This window comes from Empedobacter sp. R750, assembly GCF_030324345.1.
GTDB classification, from domain to species: domain Bacteria; phylum Bacteroidota; class Bacteroidia; order Flavobacteriales; family Weeksellaceae; genus Empedobacter; species Empedobacter falsenii_C.
The window spans coordinates 256,270-275,146 of the sequence record NZ_JACAGF010000003.1; the positions used below are offsets into that span (position 1 = coordinate 256,270).

Annotated in this window: 16 protein-coding genes; 8 read left to right on the forward strand and 8 right to left on the reverse strand. The window is 32.2% G+C overall.

Annotated features, from left to right (window positions below):
* Nucleotides 1-30: 30 nt before the first annotated feature.
* Nucleotides 31-264, forward strand: coding sequence for a hypothetical protein (locus HXZ74_RS05320; RefSeq protein WP_052217635.1), 234 nt, complete (start codon nucleotides 31-33; stop codon nucleotides 262-264).
* Between the two features lie 18 nt (nucleotides 265-282).
* Complete coding sequence (locus HXZ74_RS05325; RefSeq protein WP_286474169.1) at nucleotides 283-1,401, forward strand: glycosyltransferase; 1,119 nt, start codon at nucleotides 283-285, stop codon at nucleotides 1,399-1,401.
* Nucleotides 1,402-1,414: 13 nt separating this feature from the next.
* Here HXZ74_RS05325 and HXZ74_RS05330 read toward each other — a convergent pair whose 3' ends face one another.
* From HXZ74_RS05330 to rpmH, 4 genes are all read right to left on the reverse strand, one after another.
* Nucleotides 1,415-2,236 carry a 2OG-Fe(II) oxygenase gene (locus HXZ74_RS05330; RefSeq protein ID WP_286474171.1) on the reverse strand — a complete coding sequence of 274 codons (822 nt, stop codon included), beginning with the start codon at nucleotides 2,234-2,236 and terminating at the stop codon, nucleotides 1,415-1,417.
* Between the two features lie 10 nt (nucleotides 2,237-2,246).
* Nucleotides 2,247-3,362 carry a hypothetical protein gene (locus HXZ74_RS05335; protein ID WP_286474173.1) on the reverse strand — a complete coding sequence of 372 codons (1,116 nt, stop codon included), beginning with the start codon at nucleotides 3,360-3,362 and terminating at the stop codon, nucleotides 2,247-2,249.
* 76 nt (nucleotides 3,363-3,438) lie between these two features.
* Nucleotides 3,439-4,131: a cell division ATP-binding protein FtsE gene (locus HXZ74_RS05340; RefSeq protein WP_038333079.1), complete on the reverse strand. Its 693-nt coding sequence runs from the start codon at nucleotides 4,129-4,131 to the stop codon at nucleotides 3,439-3,441.
* 82 nt (nucleotides 4,132-4,213) lie between these two features.
* Nucleotides 4,214-4,372: a 50S ribosomal protein L34 gene (gene rpmH, locus HXZ74_RS05345; RefSeq protein WP_019974979.1), complete on the reverse strand. Its 159-nt coding sequence runs from the start codon at nucleotides 4,370-4,372 to the stop codon at nucleotides 4,214-4,216.
* 364 nt (nucleotides 4,373-4,736) lie between these two features.
* Between rpmH and gyrA the strand changes: the two genes are divergently transcribed.
* Both gyrA and HXZ74_RS05355 read left to right on the forward strand, forming a co-directional pair.
* A complete protein-coding gene (gyrA, locus tag HXZ74_RS05350) occupies nucleotides 4,737-7,310 on the forward strand; it encodes a DNA gyrase subunit A (protein WP_286474176.1) in 2,574 nt (857 codons plus the stop codon).
* 3 nt (nucleotides 7,311-7,313) lie between these two features.
* The gene (locus HXZ74_RS05355; RefSeq protein WP_286474179.1) at nucleotides 7,314-8,510 is read left to right on the forward strand and encodes a tetratricopeptide repeat protein; all 1,197 of its coding nucleotides are present in this window, start codon (nucleotides 7,314-7,316) and stop codon (nucleotides 8,508-8,510) included.
* 187 nt (nucleotides 8,511-8,697) lie between these two features.
* On the opposite strand, the gene surE is transcribed toward HXZ74_RS05355, so the two are convergent.
* The gene (surE, locus tag HXZ74_RS05360) at nucleotides 8,698-9,462 is read right to left on the reverse strand and encodes a 5'/3'-nucleotidase SurE (RefSeq protein WP_038333074.1); all 765 of its coding nucleotides are present in this window, start codon (nucleotides 9,460-9,462) and stop codon (nucleotides 8,698-8,700) included.
* A 193-nt stretch (nucleotides 9,463-9,655) separates the two neighbouring features.
* On the opposite strand from surE, the gene HXZ74_RS05365 reads away from it, so the two are divergent.
* The 3 genes from HXZ74_RS05365 to HXZ74_RS05375 all read left to right on the forward strand — a co-directional run bounded on the left by HXZ74_RS05365 (nucleotide 9,656) and on the right by HXZ74_RS05375 (nucleotide 13,486).
* Complete coding sequence (locus HXZ74_RS05365) at nucleotides 9,656-11,728, forward strand: carboxy terminal-processing peptidase (protein WP_286474181.1); 2,073 nt, start codon at nucleotides 9,656-9,658, stop codon at nucleotides 11,726-11,728.
* The gene (locus tag HXZ74_RS05370) at nucleotides 11,728-12,840 is read left to right on the forward strand and encodes an ABC transporter permease (RefSeq protein ID WP_286474183.1); all 1,113 of its coding nucleotides are present in this window, start codon (nucleotides 11,728-11,730) and stop codon (nucleotides 12,838-12,840) included. Before HXZ74_RS05365 ends, HXZ74_RS05370 begins: the two co-directional genes overlap by 1 nt.
* 121 nt (nucleotides 12,841-12,961) lie before the next feature.
* Complete coding sequence (locus HXZ74_RS05375) at nucleotides 12,962-13,486, forward strand: hypothetical protein (protein WP_286474185.1); 525 nt, start codon at nucleotides 12,962-12,964, stop codon at nucleotides 13,484-13,486.
* 132 nt (nucleotides 13,487-13,618) lie between these two features.
* On the opposite strand, the gene HXZ74_RS05380 is transcribed toward HXZ74_RS05375, so the two are convergent.
* The 3 genes from HXZ74_RS05380 to HXZ74_RS05390 form a co-directional block, all read right to left on the reverse strand.
* A complete protein-coding gene (locus tag HXZ74_RS05380; RefSeq protein WP_286474187.1) occupies nucleotides 13,619-14,002 on the reverse strand; it encodes an HU family DNA-binding protein in 384 nt (127 codons plus the stop codon).
* Nucleotides 14,003-14,147: 145 nt separating this feature from the next.
* On the reverse strand, nucleotides 14,148-15,416 hold the full coding sequence (locus HXZ74_RS05385; RefSeq protein WP_286474189.1) for a serine hydrolase domain-containing protein: 1,269 nt from the start codon (nucleotides 15,414-15,416) through the stop codon (nucleotides 14,148-14,150).
* Between the two features lie 88 nt (nucleotides 15,417-15,504).
* The gene (locus tag HXZ74_RS05390) at nucleotides 15,505-16,248 is read right to left on the reverse strand and encodes a TrmH family RNA methyltransferase (RefSeq protein ID WP_280051067.1); all 744 of its coding nucleotides are present in this window, start codon (nucleotides 16,246-16,248) and stop codon (nucleotides 15,505-15,507) included.
* A 4-nt stretch (nucleotides 16,249-16,252) separates the two neighbouring features.
* Here HXZ74_RS05390 and tamL point away from each other — a divergent pair, with 4 nt between their 5' ends.
* On the forward strand, nucleotides 16,253-18,856 hold the full coding sequence (tamL, locus tag HXZ74_RS05395) for a translocation and assembly module lipoprotein TamL (RefSeq protein WP_280062805.1): 2,604 nt from the start codon (nucleotides 16,253-16,255) through the stop codon (nucleotides 18,854-18,856).
* Nucleotides 18,857-18,877 lie beyond the last annotated feature (21 nt).

Genomic DNA, 18,877 nt, shown 5'->3' on the forward strand with positions numbered 1-18,877 from the left:
CTATACTTTATCATTCTTATTTATCGTTTTATGGATTTTTTATCTAACATTGGTATAGCTGATATTTTTGGCTATCTTGCTTCAGTCTTTATTGTACTAGCATTCTTTTTTTCGAAGATTACAATTATCCGCATTATCAATGCAATTGGTTGTGTATGTTTTGTAATTTATGCTGCTATGATTGAGGCTTGGCCAGTCCTTATTCCAAATGCGATTTTATTTTTAGTTCAGGCGTATTATATCGTCTTCAAACCTGGAAAATAATCTTAAAAAACCTTAAAATTGAAAATCCTATCTGCTGTACTAAATAATATTGAAACGGATCAAAGATTAGATAAAGTTTGCCATTCTTTGTTAAAGTTTGGGTACGATGTAGAATTGATTGGCGCGACTATAAACGGAAGACCAGAATTGAATAAACCGTACAAAACATTTTTGATGGAACAAAAGAATCAATCAACAATGAAAAAGTATGCAGAATTTAATTACAAATTGTTTTTCACTTTACTTAAAAAAGCTGATAAACAAACTATTTTATTAGCGAATGATTTGGATAGTTTACTTCCTTTTTATTTGGTTAGTAAAATCAAAAAAATTCCTTTAGTTTTTGATAGTCACGAAATTTATTCAGAATTACCATCATTACACAATCGTCCTAAAACAAAAAAAGTTTGGAAAACTTTAGAACGTTCTCTTGTTCCAAAAATCAAGTATTTTTATACAGTAAGTGATGGATATGCCAATTGGTTTCGCAAGGAATATGGTGCTAATCCGGCTGTGATTAGAAATGTTCCCAACCGAACAAAACTTAACGATAAACAAGATTTAATTTTCTTTCGCTTACCCGAAAATCCAACAAACGATAAAATATTATTGTATCAAGGCGCAATTAACATGAGTCGAGGAATTGACAAAATGATTGAAGCGTTTAAACACATTGATAATTGTCAATTTTGGATTGCTGGCGAAGGACCTAAAAAAACTGAATACGAACAATTGGTAAAAGATTTTAACTTGACTAATCGCATTCATTTTTTAGGAAATATTCCCCCAAAAACTTTAAAAACTATAACACCTTTAGCTGATGTAGGAATGAGTATGGAAGAAGATTTAGGATTAAGCTATCGCTACGCTCTACCGAATAAATTATTTGACTTTATTCAAGCTAGAGTACCAATTTTAGCAACAAATTTACCTGAAATCAAAAAAATGGTTGAAGAATATAAAGTTGGAAAAGTGATTGACAACCACAATCCAAAACATTTGGCTGAAAAACTACAAGAAATCTTAAACGAAGGAAAAAGAAGTTACCAAGAAAACCTTGCAAATGCTGCAAATGAACTTTGTTGGGAAAATGAAGAATTAAAATTAAAGGAGATTTTTGAACAAATAAAAAAGTAGATTAAAATTTAATCTACTTTTTATCTTTTTTATAAATATGTGGATTTTCCACTACTCCTTTTTTAAATACTTTTCTAACACCCATTCTTAGTGCATTATCAACTTGTAAAACTTGATCCAAAACCTTTTGCTCTGGACGACCTCTAAACGAAGTCACATGAAAGGAATCTGTTTCTCTTAAAGGTTCTTTAGAAAAATAATAATTTGAAACACATTTTCTAAAACCTTCAAACTTTATTGGAGAAACCGAATGCAAAGAATCATTATGCGTTGCCATTACTGCTAATCGATTGAATTTACTAAAAATTGTAATCTGATCATTTTTCAATCCATTTGGCCAAACTTCCAAATTACCACCATATTCTTCTTTCCAGTCAGGTGTTACATAATACAACAAATTCAACACACGCCACAATTCCCTTTTCGCATCATGAGAATTATCCAAATGTGGCTGCAAAAACTGACGATTTCCCATCATAGATAAACCACCAGCATACAAAGACGAATCTGGAATAGGTTGTTTTATTTCACAAATTTCTGCAATCAAATTTACGATTCTCTCATCTTGAAAAGCATAAATAATTTCCTCTAAAATAGGATGATATTGATTCATTTGAACTGCAATATATTTATCTTCTTTCAAACTTTTTTTCAACACCATTTCTTTTTCTTGCGGAAAAACTTGATTTATCTCCAAAGCTAATTCTTCTGGCAACAAATCATCAACCCAAAAATAACCGATCTTATCTTTGCTACTATTATATTGTTGACTTATTTCTTCCTTTTGATCAATTAATCGTTGTAAAATTATATCTGCATATTGATTTCTGTTCATAATCATAAAGTTAATTAAAAATTTGTTTCAAAATAATTTCTGCATTCAATTTATCATTCAAATCATATTCAAGCGTATCTATATATTCTTTTGATGCTAAAAAAGGGTGATTTTTTAAATAATTAATAGCTTTTATCAGCTCTGATTTATTCGAAACTTGAACACAAAGTCCACTAATTTTCTCATCATCTATCACATTTTCATTTATTATCGAAAAACGACTATTAAATAATGCATTTATCACTTTTAGTTTTGTTCCAGATTCCTGAAAAGACCACGCTATATTGAGATGTGCTTTTTCGAAAAGATTCTTCAAATGATCAAAATCTTTCAATTTAACAAATTGTATATGAGGATGATTTTTAATTTTTGCTTTTACCCAATTTTCTCTAGAACCTGAAGCAATAACGAAAGGATAATCAATTCCTTTAAACACTTCTATCAAGAAATCGACTACTTTACAATTGTCCGAAGCTCTCAAATCTCCATGATATAAAGCAAATTTTCCTTTTTCACTTAGTGATTGAAAAGTTTCATTTCCATGAAAAACAGGCACAAATTTTCCTTTGTTGTATTTTTCTTGGATATAATTTTGTTCAAATTTAGAGAGTGTAAAAACTTCATCAAACTGATGGATAATATTTTCGTATTGAATATATTTTTTTGCCTCAATATAAAACAATGCTTTTTTCACCAGATTCTTCTCGCTTACAGCTAATCCAGAAAAATAATTTTGCTCAATATTATGTAGTCGCAAATATTTAGAACAACCTTCAAGGTTATATTTATTCAAAATAAATGTTGTTTTTAGACTTTCAAAAAAAATAGGTGCTTTCAACGATTTAATTCGTTCATACAATAATTTGCTATCCCTAGATTTTACTGAAATAGGATATTTCTGAAAAATATAATAAGGCTTTTGATGTATTGGATAAAAATAAACTTCTTTAGCATATATTCTTAAAACATCGCTATCTGTTTCGTTAAACCCAAACAAATGTAAATAAATCTCAACCCCAAGTTGATGAAATGCTTTCAATTTATAAAAAACGTCTATAACGCCTCCATAATTGGGAGGAAATGGAACATCCATACTTATAAAATGAAGTTTTTTGCCTTGATACATTAGTTAATTATTTAACAAAAAAAAGAGTCTACAACTAAGTAAACTCTTTCTTTAAAATTATATTGTGTAATTTATCTTATTCTGATATCGCTTCTGCAACTTCAAATAATCTTCCGTCTTCACAACGTACCTTACGCGCAGGATAACGACGAATAATTTCGTAATCGTGTGTAGCCATCAAAACTGCACAATTATTTTCTTTAGAAACCGACAACAACAAATCCATAATATCATTTGATGTTTCTGGATCTAAATTTCCTGTTGGCTCATCGGCTAAAATTAATTCAGGATGATTTAATAAAGCACGAGCAATAGAAACACGTTGTTGTTCACCTCCAGAAAGACGGAACGGCATCATTTTCTTTTTAGACAACATCCCTACCGAATCTAAAACCTCATCAATACGTTTATCAATTGTCGCTTTATCCTTCCAACCTGTTGCTTTCAACACGAACGTCAAATTTTGCTCTACCGTACGATCTGTTAACAATTGGAAATCTTGGAAAACGATTCCTAAATGTCTTCTAAGATCAGGAATTTTACTTGTTTTCAGTGATTTCAAATCCATTCCAACCACAGAACCTTGTCCTGATTGAAGCGGCAAATCACCATAAAGCACTTTCAATAGACTACTTTTTCCACTTCCTGTTTTTCCGATAAGGTAAACAAATTCTCCTTCGTTAAGAGTGAAATTAACGTCAGATAATACTAAATGATTTCTTTGATATATAGATGATTGACTTAACTCAATTACATTTTTAGCTTCCATACTTTCTACAGTCTTTAAAACAAATGTAAAAAAAAAGCTTGAAAGAACGACCTTCAAGCTTATTTTTTATGAATTGTAGCGATTATCTTTTAGCTCTTACTTCACTAACAGTTAATGCTTTTCTTCCTTTCTTTCTACGAGCAGCTAATACTTTGCGCCCGTTTTTAGAAGCCATACGCTCACGGAATCCGTGTTTGTTTCTTTTTTTTCTGTTACTTGGTTGAAATGTTCTCTTACTCATCTTTACTAAGTTTCTAATCCATTACTCGAATGGGTTGCAAATATACAGTTATTATTATTAATTCAAAAATCAAATTGATAGAAAATTACAAAAAAGCTGAATTAATAGTAAACCGCGTTCCGTTCTACACTTTGTAATTTTCGAAGTGCAAATATAAAAACATTTTTTTGTTAAGCAAGAGAAAATTAAAACAATAACAATTAAAACTTATCAACAATATCATTTGCGAAGATCAAACGAAGCTATTTTTAGAAGGATTAGAAAAGTTTCCTTAAAACTTTCATAAAACATCAAATATCTTGTTTTTATCAGTCTTTTTTTAGCTTAAAATTCGTATATTAGCCACCTTATATAACAAAACAATATGACTGAAGGAGAAAGACTAATCCCAATTAACATTGAGGATGAAATGAAATCCGCTTACATCGATTATTCGATGTCGGTAATCGTATCTCGTGCGCTTCCGGATGTGCGTGATGGTTTAAAACCTGTACACCGTAGAGTATTATTCGGAATGTATGAATTAGGTGTTTTTTCTAATCGTTCTTACAAAAAGTCGGCACGTATTGTAGGGGAAGTTTTAGGTAAATTCCACCCACATGGCGACATTTCTGTTTACGACACAATGGTACGTATGGCGCAACCTTGGTCTTTGCGTTACTTATTGGTAGACGGACAAGGTAACTACGGTTCTGTAGATGGTGATCCACCTGCTGCAATGCGTTATACTGAAGCAAGACTTCAAAAAATTTCAGACGAATTATTAGCTGATTTAGATAAAGAGACAGTTGACTTTCAACTAAACTTTGACGATACTATCCAAGAACCTACTGTATTACCTACTCGTGTTCCAAACTTATTGGTAAATGGTGCATCTGGTATTGCGGTTGGTATGGCAACAAATATGGCGCCACATAACTTAACAGAAGTTATTGACGGAACAATTGCTTACATCGACAATCGTGAGATTACAATTGACGAATTAACACAATACATCAAAGCACCAGACTTCCCAACAGGAGGTACAATTTATGGTTACGATGGTGTAAAACAAGCTTTCGAAACTGGACGTGGACGTGTTGTTTTACGTGCAAAAACTAATTTCGAAGAAGTACATGGTCGCGATTGTATTATTGCTACAGAAATTCCTTACCAAGTTAACAAAGCAGATATGATTGCAAAAACTGCTGAGTTGGTAAAAGATGGTAAATTAGATGGTATTTCTGAGATTCGTGACGAATCTGACCGTAAAGGTATGCGTATCGTTTATGTCCTTAAAATGGATGCGGTTCCTAACGTTGTTTTAAATAAACTATATAAATTCACTCAATTACAATCATCTTTCAGTGTAAATAATATTGCCTTGGTAAAAGGTAGACCAGAGCAATTGAACTTGAAAGACATGATTTATCATTTCGTAGAACACCGTCACGAAGTGATTGTTCGTCGTACTGAATATGAATTGAGAAAGGCACAAGAAAGAGCTCATATCTTAGAAGGTTACATGAAAGTAATCGGAACACAAGATGATCTTGATCGTGCAATTAAAATCATTCGCGAATCTGCAACACCAGACGAAGCGCGTACAGGATTAATGGAAGCTTTCGAGTTATCAGAAATTCAAGCACGTGCAATCTTAGATTTACGTTTACGTACATTAACTGGTCTTGAGATTGATAAAATTCGTGAAGAGTACGAAGAAATCATGAAAATGATTAATCATTTGAAAGATATTTTAGCAAACGAAGATTTACGTATGCAAATTATCAAAGAAGAGTTATTAGAAGTTCGTAAAAAATATGGTGACGAACGTCGTACAGATATCGATTATGCAGGTGGAGACTTAAATATTGAAGATTTAATTCCTGATGAGCAAGTTGTTTTAACAATTTCTCACATGGGTTACATCAAACGTACACCACTTTCTGAATACCGCAAACAATCTCGTGGAGGAGTTGGTAATAGAGCCGCTACAACACGTGACGAAGACTTCTTAGAATATATGGTTTCGGCATCTAACCACCAATACATGTTATTCTTTACAGAAAAAGGAAAATGTTATTGGATGCGTGTGTACGAAATTCCAGAAGGTTCTAAAACATCAAAAGGTCGTGCAATTCAGAATTTGATCAACATCGAACCAGATGATAAAGTAAAAGCATATATCCTTACACACGATTTAATGAACGAAGAATACGTAAATAATAATTACGTAATCATGGTAACTAAAAATGGTATCATCAAGAAAACATCTTTAGAAGCTTATTCTCGTCCACGTGTAAATGGTATTAACGCAATTACAGTTCGTGAAGGTGATACATTATTAGAAGCATTATTAACAGATGGTAAATCTCAAATCATGATCGCTTCTAAATATGGTAAAGCTATCCGTTTCGAAGACGAAAAAGTTCGTCCAATGGGTCGTACTGCTTCTGGAGTTCGTGGTATCAATTTAGGGGATCAACCAGATAATGAGGTTATCGGGATGATTGTTGTGACTGATGTAGAAAAAGAAACTGTATTAGTTGTTTCTGAACAAGGTTACGGAAAACGTTCTTCTATCGAAGATTATCGTGAAACGAATCGTGGCGGTAAAGGTGTAACAACTCTTAATATTACCGATAAAACAGGAAAATTAATCGCGATTGAAGCTGTTACAGACGAAGATGATTTAATGATTATTAATAAATCTGGAGTTGCAATTAGAACTGGTTTAGATGAAATTCGTGTAATGGGTCGTGCAACGCAAGGTGTTCGATTGATTAACTTGAAAAAGAACGATGAAATTGCAGCAATTGCAAAAGTACAAGTTGAAGAAGAATTGGAAGACGAGGTAGAACTTGATGAAGAAGGAAATCCAATTGTTGTAGAAAACACAAACGAAAACAACGAAACTCAAGCAGAAGAAATGCCTGCTGAGGATCCAAATAATGAATAATCAATGAAAAAATTATTATTTAGTTTAGGATTAGTTTTAGCAATGTCAACATCATTCGCTCAAACTAACACAGAAGAATTAACGACAGAACCTACAGTTTTAGCTGAAAAATATAATAAATCAGCAAAAGAAAACTTAGCTAAAGGCGATGTTACAAAAGCAAGTCAAGATTTAGCAAAATTATCTAAATACGAAAACGGTAAAGTTTGGCAAGTCAAAAATAAAGACTCTAAAAAAGACGAATTTTACTATTCTCAAGCTGATTTAGATAAAGCTACAACTGGTGGTAATTACGCAAAAGCAAAAGAAGTTGCTTTACAACCAAAATATGGTTTCTTGTTGCAATCTGAGGTTTCTAATTTAGCAAACAAAGAATTAGACGCCGCAAACAAAGCAATGGACGCTAAACAATACACAGAAGCTGGAACAAAATTCTTAAATGTTTATAACCTAGTTGAAGCTTTAGGTACAAAAGAAGATATCTATAAATATCAAGCAGCAATCTGTTTTTACAACGCAGCTGATTATGATAAATCGTTAACGATTTTGAAAGAATTAGCAGCAAAAGGATTCACTGGTAAATCAGCTAATCAAACAAAAGATTACAACCGTGATATGTATGTTTTGGCACTTAATGGATTGTACAATGCAAAAAAATACGATGCTATCGTAGAAGAAGCAACTACAAAATATCCAAAAGATGCTGACATCAACAACATCGCAACTGGAATTTACCAAGTTTCTGGAAACGCTGATAAAATGACAAAACGTATCGAAGAAGCGATTAAAATCAATCCAAACGATGCGCAAAATTATTATAACTTAGGTGTTTTATATTTAGATGACGCTTCTAAAGCAGCAGAATCTAAAAACTTGTTTAAAAAAGCGATTGAATTAAATCCTAAACATTTCGAGTCTTATAACAATTTAGTTTTAGCTATTTTGCAACCAGATAAAGAAATTGTTGAAACAATGAACAACAATTTAGGAACATCTAAAAAAGAGAAAGAAGTTTATAACGCAAACGAAGCAAAACGTAAAGCTTTGTTTACAGAAGCAGCTCCTTATCTTGAAAAGATGTACGAAATTCAACCAGAAAATCGTCAAGTTATTCGTAACTTAATTCAAGCTTACAAAACGTTAGGAAACGATCAAAAAGAAAATTTCTATCGTGATGCTGAGAAAAAATTAGTAAAATAATTATTTCAATATAACACAAAAAAAGGACTTCAATTGAAGTCCTTTTTTTTATGCTTTGTCAAGCTTAATTTATTTCAGCTTCTCATCAACTTAATAATATGTGATTCTGAAACGAGTTCAGAATCACAACGAACTTAGAACTTAGAACTTAGAACTTAGAACTTAGAACTTAGAACTTAGAACAAATCTACAAATCCCAATTTCTTAAATCTGGTAAAAAATGATGAGCTGTCAAATCATAACGAACTGGCACAACCGAAACATAACCTTCTTCTAAAGCACGTTCGTCTGTATCTTCACCTTTATCAAGATTTTTAAACTCTCCACTCATCCAATAATATGTTCTTCCACGAGGATCTTCACGTTTATCAAATTTTTCTTCCCATTTAGCATCAGCTTGACGACAAACTTTTATTCCTTTTATTTCATGTTCTTTCAACTTCGGAATGTTCACGTTCAACACCACACCTTTTGGTAATTTATGTTTTAAAACTTGATCAATAATTGTTTTAATAAATTCTTCTCCAGCTTTAAAATCTGCATTATAAGCAAAATCACACAACGAAAAACCAATCGCAGGAATTCCTTCAATTCCAGCTTCTACAGCAGCAGACATTGTTCCCGAATAAATCACATTCACCGACGAATTTGATCCGTGATTAATTCCCGAAATACACAAATCTGGTTTACGAGGCAAAATTTGCGAAACAGCCAATTTCACACAATCCACTGGCGTTCCAGAACACGCATACTCTTTTACATCTTCATCAACTTCTATTTCATCGCAAAACAATGTCGAATTTATTGTCACCGCATGCCCCATTCCACTTTGCGGACTATCTGGCGCAACAACATAAACTTCTCCAAATCCTTTTGCAATCTCTATCAACGCTCTTATTCCAGGCGCAGTTACTCCATCATCATTTGTAACTAAAATTAGCGGTCTTTCCATATTTTATTCTTACTTTTATTCATCATTTTTACAAATGTAAAAAACTTCCTTCTAATTTCTTTTTTGTTTTATATTTGAAGGAGTCTTAAATTATTAATTTATATAATACCAACGCAATATGTTAATTAAAAAAACGTATGTATTACTATCGTTTTTATCAATGAGTTTGCTTGCTTTTTGCTTTTGCAAACCCATGTTAGACACAGATGAAGAAAGAGAAAAGTTAATCGTAAAAAATACACGAAACACCCTAACTTACCTACATTACAAACCTGCTACTGTAGATGATAAATTTTCGGAAAATGTTTTCAATAAATATTTAGAATACATTGATCCAAGCAAACGTTTTTTATTGCAATCTGATTATGATCTATTCAAAAAAGATTATCACAATTTAGATGATTATTACAAATCAGAAAACTTAGGTTTTTACAATTCAACTGTTGATACAATCTACAAACGTATTGCTGAAGCTGAAAAATATTCGATGGATGCCTTGTCAAAACCTTTTGATTTTAATCAAAAAGAGAATTTCAACATCGATTATAAAACCTCAAAATTCGCGAAAGATAAAAACGAAGCGAAAGATTTGTGGCGCAAATATTTGAAATATAACGTGATGTTAGAAATCATTTCAATGCAAGACGAATTAAAAGGTCAAAAGAAAGATACTTTAGACAACTCTTCTTCTATAAAACCTGTAAAAGATCCTTTGGCAGATGAGAAAAAGAAAATCACAAAAGATACTCCTTTTGCAGAAGTAGAAAAAATGGCGCGTGAAGAAGTTAAAGACTTGATTTCTGACTATTTTCGTCGTATAAAACAGACAAAACGCGAGAACTATTTTTCTATTTACATGAACTCGTTCACAGAACAATACGATCCGCACACAACATACTTCTCTCCAACAAGTAAAGAGGATTTCGAGTTCGAAATGTCTGGACAAATGGAAGGAATTGGAGCCAAAATACAAGACAAAAGAGGTTACGCTACAATTGCTGAATTAATTGTTGGCGGACCAGCTTGGAAGAGCAATAAATTAGAAGTTGGCGACAAGATCATTAAAGTTGCACAAGGGAAAAATGGTGAAGCTAAAAACATCGTTGGGATGATTTTGAGCGATGCTATTCGCCTAATTAAAGGGAAGAAAGGAACAGAAGTTGTCTTGACTATTCAGAAAAAAGACGGTTCTCAACAAACAATCTCTTTGATTCGTGAAGTAATTGAATCGGAGGAAGTGTTTGCTCGCTCATCTATTATTACGGACGAGAAAGGAGATAAATACGGAATCATCTATTTACCTGAGTTCTATACGCCGATGGGTAAAGAAGGCGGACGTTACCCTTCGGATGATATCAAGAAAGAAATTGAAATCTTGAAAAAAGAAAACATCAAAGGTCTTGTTTTCGATGTTAGAAATAATGGTGGAGGTTCTCTTGAAGAGGTAGTTAAAATCTCTGGATTGTTTATCAATCAAGGACCAATTGTTCAGGTGAGACGTTCGGACGGAATGCTTAAAATTCACGAAGACAAAGATAATTCTATCGCATACGACGGGCCTTTAGTAGTAATGGTTAACGAGCTTTCTGCATCTGCGTCAGAGATTTTTGCTGCAGCAATGCAAGACTATGGTCGCGCTGTTATCGTGGGTTCACCGCAAACCTTTGGTAAAGGTACTGTACAAACAATCTTGCCTTTAGATCGTCAGTCGGGAAGTGATGAGTTAGGAGCTATTAAGTTAACAATACAAAAATTCTACCGAGTAAACGGAGGGTCTACACAATTGAAAGGAGTTCAGTCGGACATTGCATTAGTTGATCAATTCACTTACGAAGATATCAGCGAAGCTTCTCGTCCAGAAGCCTTGAACTGGGATCAAATCAAACCATTGGTTATTGCAAAATGGCCTTCTGCTTTCGATTTAGCGAAGATTAAAACGAATAGTAAAACTCGTTTGGCAAACAATGCTCACTTAGCATTAATGAACGAAAGTTTCAAGTTCATTAAATCAATGGAAGATGTAAAAGAGATTCCTTTGAACTTAGAAGATTACAAAACGTACCGTAAAACACGCGAAGATAAAATCAAGAAATTCGAAGCTTTAGACAAGTATAAAAACAATTTCAAATTTACAATGAATCAAAACGATTTGGCAACTACAAAAACAGATACTGTGCTGAAAGCTAAACGTAACAATTGGTTCAAAGGAATGCAAAAAGACTTTTATTTAAACGAAGCTGTTAACGTTTTAAGAGACATTAAATAATGGAACAAGAAAACGGTTCATTTTCTCATATCGTATTCAATAAATTAAGAAAGAACACCCTTGGTGTTCTTTCTTTTAGTGTAATAGTATTAGCTGCAATCATTTCTATTTTTGCTTATGTCTTTGCGTCCGACAAAACGGAAAATGCTAACAGACAAGACCTAACCATTGCATATTCACCTATAGGTTATCAGCAAAAAACAATCGAAATCCCCTTACCTAATTATTCAGGAAAGACTAACTTTTCTGATTTTATATTCGGCAAAGAGATCGATACCGAACAAATAAGTATCACATCTTACAAAAGAGATGGACAAAGCATTACTTATGTTCCGTATATAGGGAACGGACTAAGTGGTGAAGCAGTAAAGATAGATTTGTCAACTTGGACAAAGTATAACATCAAAACGCAAGCTATAGAGAAAGATTTTATCTACACAAAAACCTATTTACTTGGAACAGATTCTTACGGAAGAGACTTTTATTCGAGGTTAATCATCGGGACAAGAATTTCTTTTCTTATCGGGTTTATCGCTGTTTTCATTTCATTAGTTGTCGGAATTTCCTTGGGTGCTCTTGCAGGTTATTACAAGGGACGAACAGATAACATAATAATGTGGTTGATAAACGTTGTGTGGTCTATCCCAACATTACTATTGGTTATTGCGATTACCTTAGCTATTGGAAAAGGATTTTGGCAGATATTTATCGCAGTTGGACTAACGATGTGGGTAGAAGTTGCACGTGTAGTTCGTGGACAATTCCTATCCTACAGAGAAAAAGAATTTGTAGAAGCAGCAAAAGCTTTAGGATTTTCGGACACAAGAATTATCTTCAACCAAATATTACCTAATGTCATTGCTCCTATTATCGTTATATCTGCTGCCAATTTTGCTTCGGCAATTTTAGTAGAAAGCGGTCTTAGTTTTCTTGGAATTGGTGCACAACCTCCTACTCCGTCTTGGGGAAACATCATCAAAGAACATTATAATCATATTATTTTAGGGAAACAACATTTGGCTATCCTACCGGGATTAGCGATTATGTTATTGGTTCTTGGGTTTAATATCTTTGGAAATGTATTGCGAGATATTATGGACATTAAGCAGTAAGAAATATAGATTTCAATAACTTAGAAAGCTGTTAAATATAATTATTTAGCAGCTTTTTTATTCAGTCAAACAATATTAACTAAGGTTAACTTGTTATATTAAAACTGATTAATCATTAGTTATGCTAAAAAAATATTTCATTTTCTTATTATTTCTACCTATATCTACAACTCTTTTTTCTCAAGAATATATATTCAAAAACACATGCTATATAGGTGGAGAAGTACACACTCAATCTTTTGACACGATAAAATCTAAAGAAAAACTAGATTTAGTATTCTATAATAAACATTTTAATTATTATACTCCTACCTTTTTTCCTAACCAATTAGTCAGTAAGAAAAAACAAACAAAACCTCTTGTATCAAAAACTAAAGAAGGATATATTGTTGAATATTTCAATGAAAAGAATCAATTAATAAAGTATTCTTATTATATGCAACCAGGTAATTTTGATGTACATATTGTTTATTCTAATAAAGATTATCCTGTATTTTTAATTGAATCATTTTTAAATCTTGGTCATATTGATAATTTAATTAATTCATCATCTTATAACTTAAAATATAATACAAAAGGAGAAATAATTTATATAGAAATGATTGATTATAATAAATATATATGTGAGTTAGAAAAAATCAATTAATCTATTTTATATAACCTCCCTACCTTTTATATAAAACCTAAGGAGGTTTTAAACAAAACGTCAAGTGATTTTAATGAAAACCACTTGACGTTTTTTATTTACTTCAATTAGAAGTTAGAAAAATTATCTCAACTATTTCTTTTTTTCATACTTTAAAGTAGCTAAAGTATCTCGTAAATCGAGACCAGGTCTAAAAAGTATTTTAGCACTTTTTATAGAAGCAGAATTTACTTTGTTCGCAGTATCCACTCCTTCGCTACTTATACTTATTTGAAAAGAACCAAAATCTCCTAAGCGAACAATCTTTCCATCTGACAAATGTTTCGATAACATTTTAGCCAAATCAATCAATGTTGCATACACATCACTCTCACTAATAGATGAGGTTTGTGCAATTTCTTTACTCAAATTTCGAAGTGATACTTCTCCATCTGCAATAGAATTTGCGTAGAACTTTTTAGGCCCCGTAGGATCTCCTGGGTAAGCCTTCTGAATAACGTTGTATTTTACAGCCATAGATAATAAGTTTTTTAGTTAAATTGTTAATTAACTCTAATTTAATACTTTATATTTAATTATCAAAATAAAACTATTGATTATCAATAAAATACATTACATCATAAAAATAAAAAAGGCTTCCTTATGTAAGAAAGCCTTGCTATTATCTTGAAACTTTAGTCGAAAGTTTTGCTGTTGTTTTTGGCACAATTGGTTGTTTATGCAACCTCATCGAATCTTTATTTGGTGCTTTTAGCGGATAAGTTCCTGTAAGTCCAGCTAATTTGAATGCACTATATATATTCTTATTCTGCTTGTTTCCTAATGCAATTACTGTAAATTGATTGTTAACATCGTGTACAAAAACGGTGTTATTCCCATGCCACCATCCATTGTGATACAATAATTTTTTACCATTGTCATATTCTAACAAGCGCATTCCAAGCCCATAATTCTTGAAACCTTTCTGCTCATAACTATATCCTTGGAAAGCTTCTTTCTTAATATTCTTCGGTAAGAAATCGTCTGAATACATGGCAACATCTAACTTGTACAAATCTCTTGGTGTTGAGTAGATATTTTTGTCTCCATACGTGCGGTCAAAATCATCCCAAGCCCACTCATAACCATTGTATTTGTAGGAACGTGCTACTGTATCTTTATCGCGATCATAGTCAAAAACAAAGGTATGATTCATCTCAAGAGGATCAAAAACCATGTATTTCATCGCTTTCGGATAAGGCATTTTCATAATCTTTTCGATTACTAAAGCAAGGAAAGCGAAGTTGGTATTCGAGTAATAAAACCCTTTGTCTGCGGGACGAATTTGTTTAACATCAAATTCTCTAAAGATATCTAACACATCTTGATTAGAAATTGGTTTCTCTCGATCCATCATTACCTTCTTGTTATTCCATAAAACGTTGGCATAATTTGGCAAACCACTGCGGTGATTTAGCAAATTACGAACCGTGATATCATCGTAAGGAAAACCTTCTAATATTGTATTTACTTTTTGATCTAATTTGATTTTACCTTTTTCTACAAGCTTAAGTATCGCCATAGATGTAAAAACTTTCGAGATAGATGCGATGTGAATAGGCGTTTCGGCAGTGATTGGACGCTTATGTCTTTCGTCTGCCATGCCTTGATATTCCTCTAAAAGTACTTGCCCATTTTTCACAACTAACAAACCTCCGCTCACTTTTCCGTCAACCCAAAAGTCTTTGTAAAAGGTGTTTAGTTTATTTCTGTAGTCATTAAGTTCTGCTTGAGTGTACTTCATTGGCTTGAAATCTGCTTTCCAATCCAACGAATCATAGCGCAAAGCGTGAGGATCCTTCTTTCTAACTTCTTCTTTTTGTTCGTTTTTCTTGCTACAGCTTCCCATAAATAGCATTGCAGAAGCAAGAACAACCGCTACATATTTCATGTGTTTTTTCTTAATCTTATTGTTTGTTTCTACTAAAGTATATATTTATTTGTGGAATAGTTACCCGTTTATAAACATTAAGTTTTTTTTATGATTTGTGAGAAAGTTGAGACTTAAATTCGCCTAAGATGACACTTGTTGCAACGGCAACGTTGAGACTTTCGGTAGAACCATTTTTCCCAAAGAACGGAATGCTTAGTTTATGTGTCGTTAACTTCTCGATTTCTGGAGAAATTCCATTCGCTTCGTTCCCCATAACCAAGATACCTTCTTGTGGAAGTATTTGTTCATAAATAGATTCTCCTTCCATAAAAGTTCCGAAAATGTTTCCTTTATAGTCAGATAAGTATTTCTCCAAATCGATATAATGAACTTTGACTCTTGTAAAAGATCCCATTGTCGACATCACAACTTTTGGGTTGTACATATCCACAGATTCTTTGGTACACAAGATATCTTCTACACCAAACCAATCTGCCAAGCGGATAATTGTTCCTAAATTACCTGGATCGCGAATATCATCCAAGGCAATACTCAAACCATTTAACTTGATATTTTCATCATAATTAGGTAACTCACAAAGTGCTAAACCTACATTCGGAGTAGTTAAAAAACTGATTTTTTTCAAATCTTTTTCTTCAATAAAAGTCTTTTTGATGTGTGTAGCTTCTGGCCAAAAGTCTTCAATTATAAATAATTCTTTAATATTTATAGAACTTTTTATAACTTCCCCGATATTTTTAACACCTTCTACGACAAACAAATTATATTTTTGTCTATATTTTTTAGAACCCAGAGAAGTTATTATCTTAATAACGTTATTTGATAACATATTTATGCAAAAAAAAATTACAACAAATATAACACTTATCTCTTGTTTAGGTTTACTTTTTTATAGCTGTAGTACAACTAAAAAAGTTCCTGAAGGAGAATATTTGTTTGTAAAAAACAAATTTATCTACGATAAAGAAGATCCCGATATTAAGAAGAAAAAAACTATAATCAACAAAGATTTAAGTGATTATGTGAAACAAAAGCCAGCTGGTAAGTTCCTTGGTTTTTTCCCTCTTTGGCAATGGGTTTACAATTGGTCTCCTGCGAAATTTGATGAAACTTTTCAGGAATATTATAGACAAGATGCTTCGGTTCGTAACCAAAAATTATTGGACAGTTTACTAACGAAGAATAATCTGAGCGAATATGTTGGGCAAAGTTTATGGAAAGAACGTCTTTATTATAATCAAGGTGAAGCGCCAGTTTTGTTAGATGAACAACAATCAGAATTTTCAGCAAAGAACTTAAATAGATTATTTCATGATAAAGGTTATTTCGATTCGAAAGTAGCAGTTTCCTATGATAAAGATTCTGTTGCAAAAAAAGCAGAAACAATTTATGATATTAAGTTAGGTGAACCTTCTTATATCGAAACATATGATCAAAAAATAGCTGATCAAAAAATAGAAGAATACTTGAATTCTCCTCTTGGAAAACAAACTGTTTTGCATGCTGGAGATCAATATAATTTTGACAAATTTGAGGAAGAACGCGATCGTATTATCGATTTGTTAAAGAATAGAGGTTACTATGATTTCAATGATTCGGGCGAAGATTTATATTTTGAAGCGGATACATTAAAAAGTAACAAACGCCTTGATGTAACGATGTTTATTGATAAATATATTCAAGATTCTTTGAAAACGGATAGCATTACACCTTTTACACAATATCGTTTTGGGAAGATAAATATTTATGCAGATTCTCGCAGTTTTGTTGATGATGAAAGTAAATTAATCAAAGAAGAATATAAAGATTATAACGTTTTATATACAAAAGAGCCAGAATATCGACCAAGATATTTTACAGATGCATTTGTAATTCGTCCTGGTCAACTGTATCGTCAACGACAAGAAATTCAGACAAAACGTAATATTTTCAAGAAAGAGAACATTAACTTACATGGATTCCGAATTAATAAACAAGATTCTATCCTAAATATAGATGTTTTCTTTACGCCAAAAAAGAAATATGACTTGAATCTCTTTGTCGAAAGTTATGCTTCTCGCTATATGAATTTTGCGATTTCTCCCGGGATGACTTTAACTTCGAGAAATTTATTTGGAGGAGGAGAAAATTTAGAAACAACTTTAAAAGGAACTTTAGGTTCTGTCAACAAAGATTTCTCAATGAATAAAGCATTCTTAAATGCTTATGAAATCGCAATCGAAACAAAGTTGAAGTTTCCTTATTTATTGACACCAATTAATCTTGATAATATTTTACCAAAACGTTTTACTGCCGAATCTGCTATTCGAATGAATGCAAGTACGCAGAAAAATGTAGGTTTAGACAAAACAACTTATGGTTTTGGTTTTGATATGGATATTTCGAGTTCGGAGTTTCAACACAAAGTCTCTTTATTTAATACGGAATTTATTAGTAATCGAAAAAAAGATCGCTATTATGAAGTATTTACAAAAGATAATAATACAAAAAACGAAGTAAAAAATTTATATTACGCATACAATCCTAATGCACCAATTTATGTAACGGACGATGAATTAACAGACGCAATCGAAGCTGACAAAGGATTCCAAAGTTCATTAACAGGAGAAGATGCAAAGTTGTATGTTGATTTTGAGAATATGTTATATAGAAAAGCTAATATTTCTCAAAATGTGTTAATCAACTCTTTTATCTATCAATTTACATTTAATCAAGAAAATTCATTTCGACCAAAAAGTAATCCTTGGTTTATTCAAGCAAGAATTGAATTAGCCGGAAATGTATTAAGAGGTTTAGACAAGGCTTTTGGTTTTAATAAAGCAGAACCAGATCGAGATGGAAATCAAGCAGGTTTGATCTTTGGAATTCCTTATTCACAATTCGTAAAATTTGATGTGGATGTTAGACGAAAATTCAAATTAAATTCAAATTCTAGCGTAGCAGGACGTTTCTTATTCGGAATCATTCAACCATATGGAAACTCAGATGTTGCACCCTTTGTAAGAAGTTATTCGGCTGGAGGAGCAAATGATGTTCGTGGTTGGGCACCTTTAACATTGGGGCCTGGAAGTAAACCACGTATCGATTCTAAAAATCAAAGTTTAGAATTTGAAAGCATGAAATTATTATTCAATGCTGAATATCGCTTCAATCTTTTTGGAAGTTTGGAAGGTGCTTATTTTCTTGATGCTGGTAATATTTGGGGTGTTAATAAAAATCGACCAGAAACATTATTTAAGTTCAAAGATTTTTACAAAGAATTCGGAATTGGTTCTGGATTAGGTTTCCGTTATCACATTGGTACGTTTGCAATTGTAAGATTTGATTTGGGTTACAAAATTTATGACCCTTCTTATGAATTAGGTGATCGCTGGCAATTTGACAATTTTAATTTGCTTAAACCAAGAATCCACTTCGGAATTAATTATCCTTTCTAAAAAAACATCTATATTTGTTTC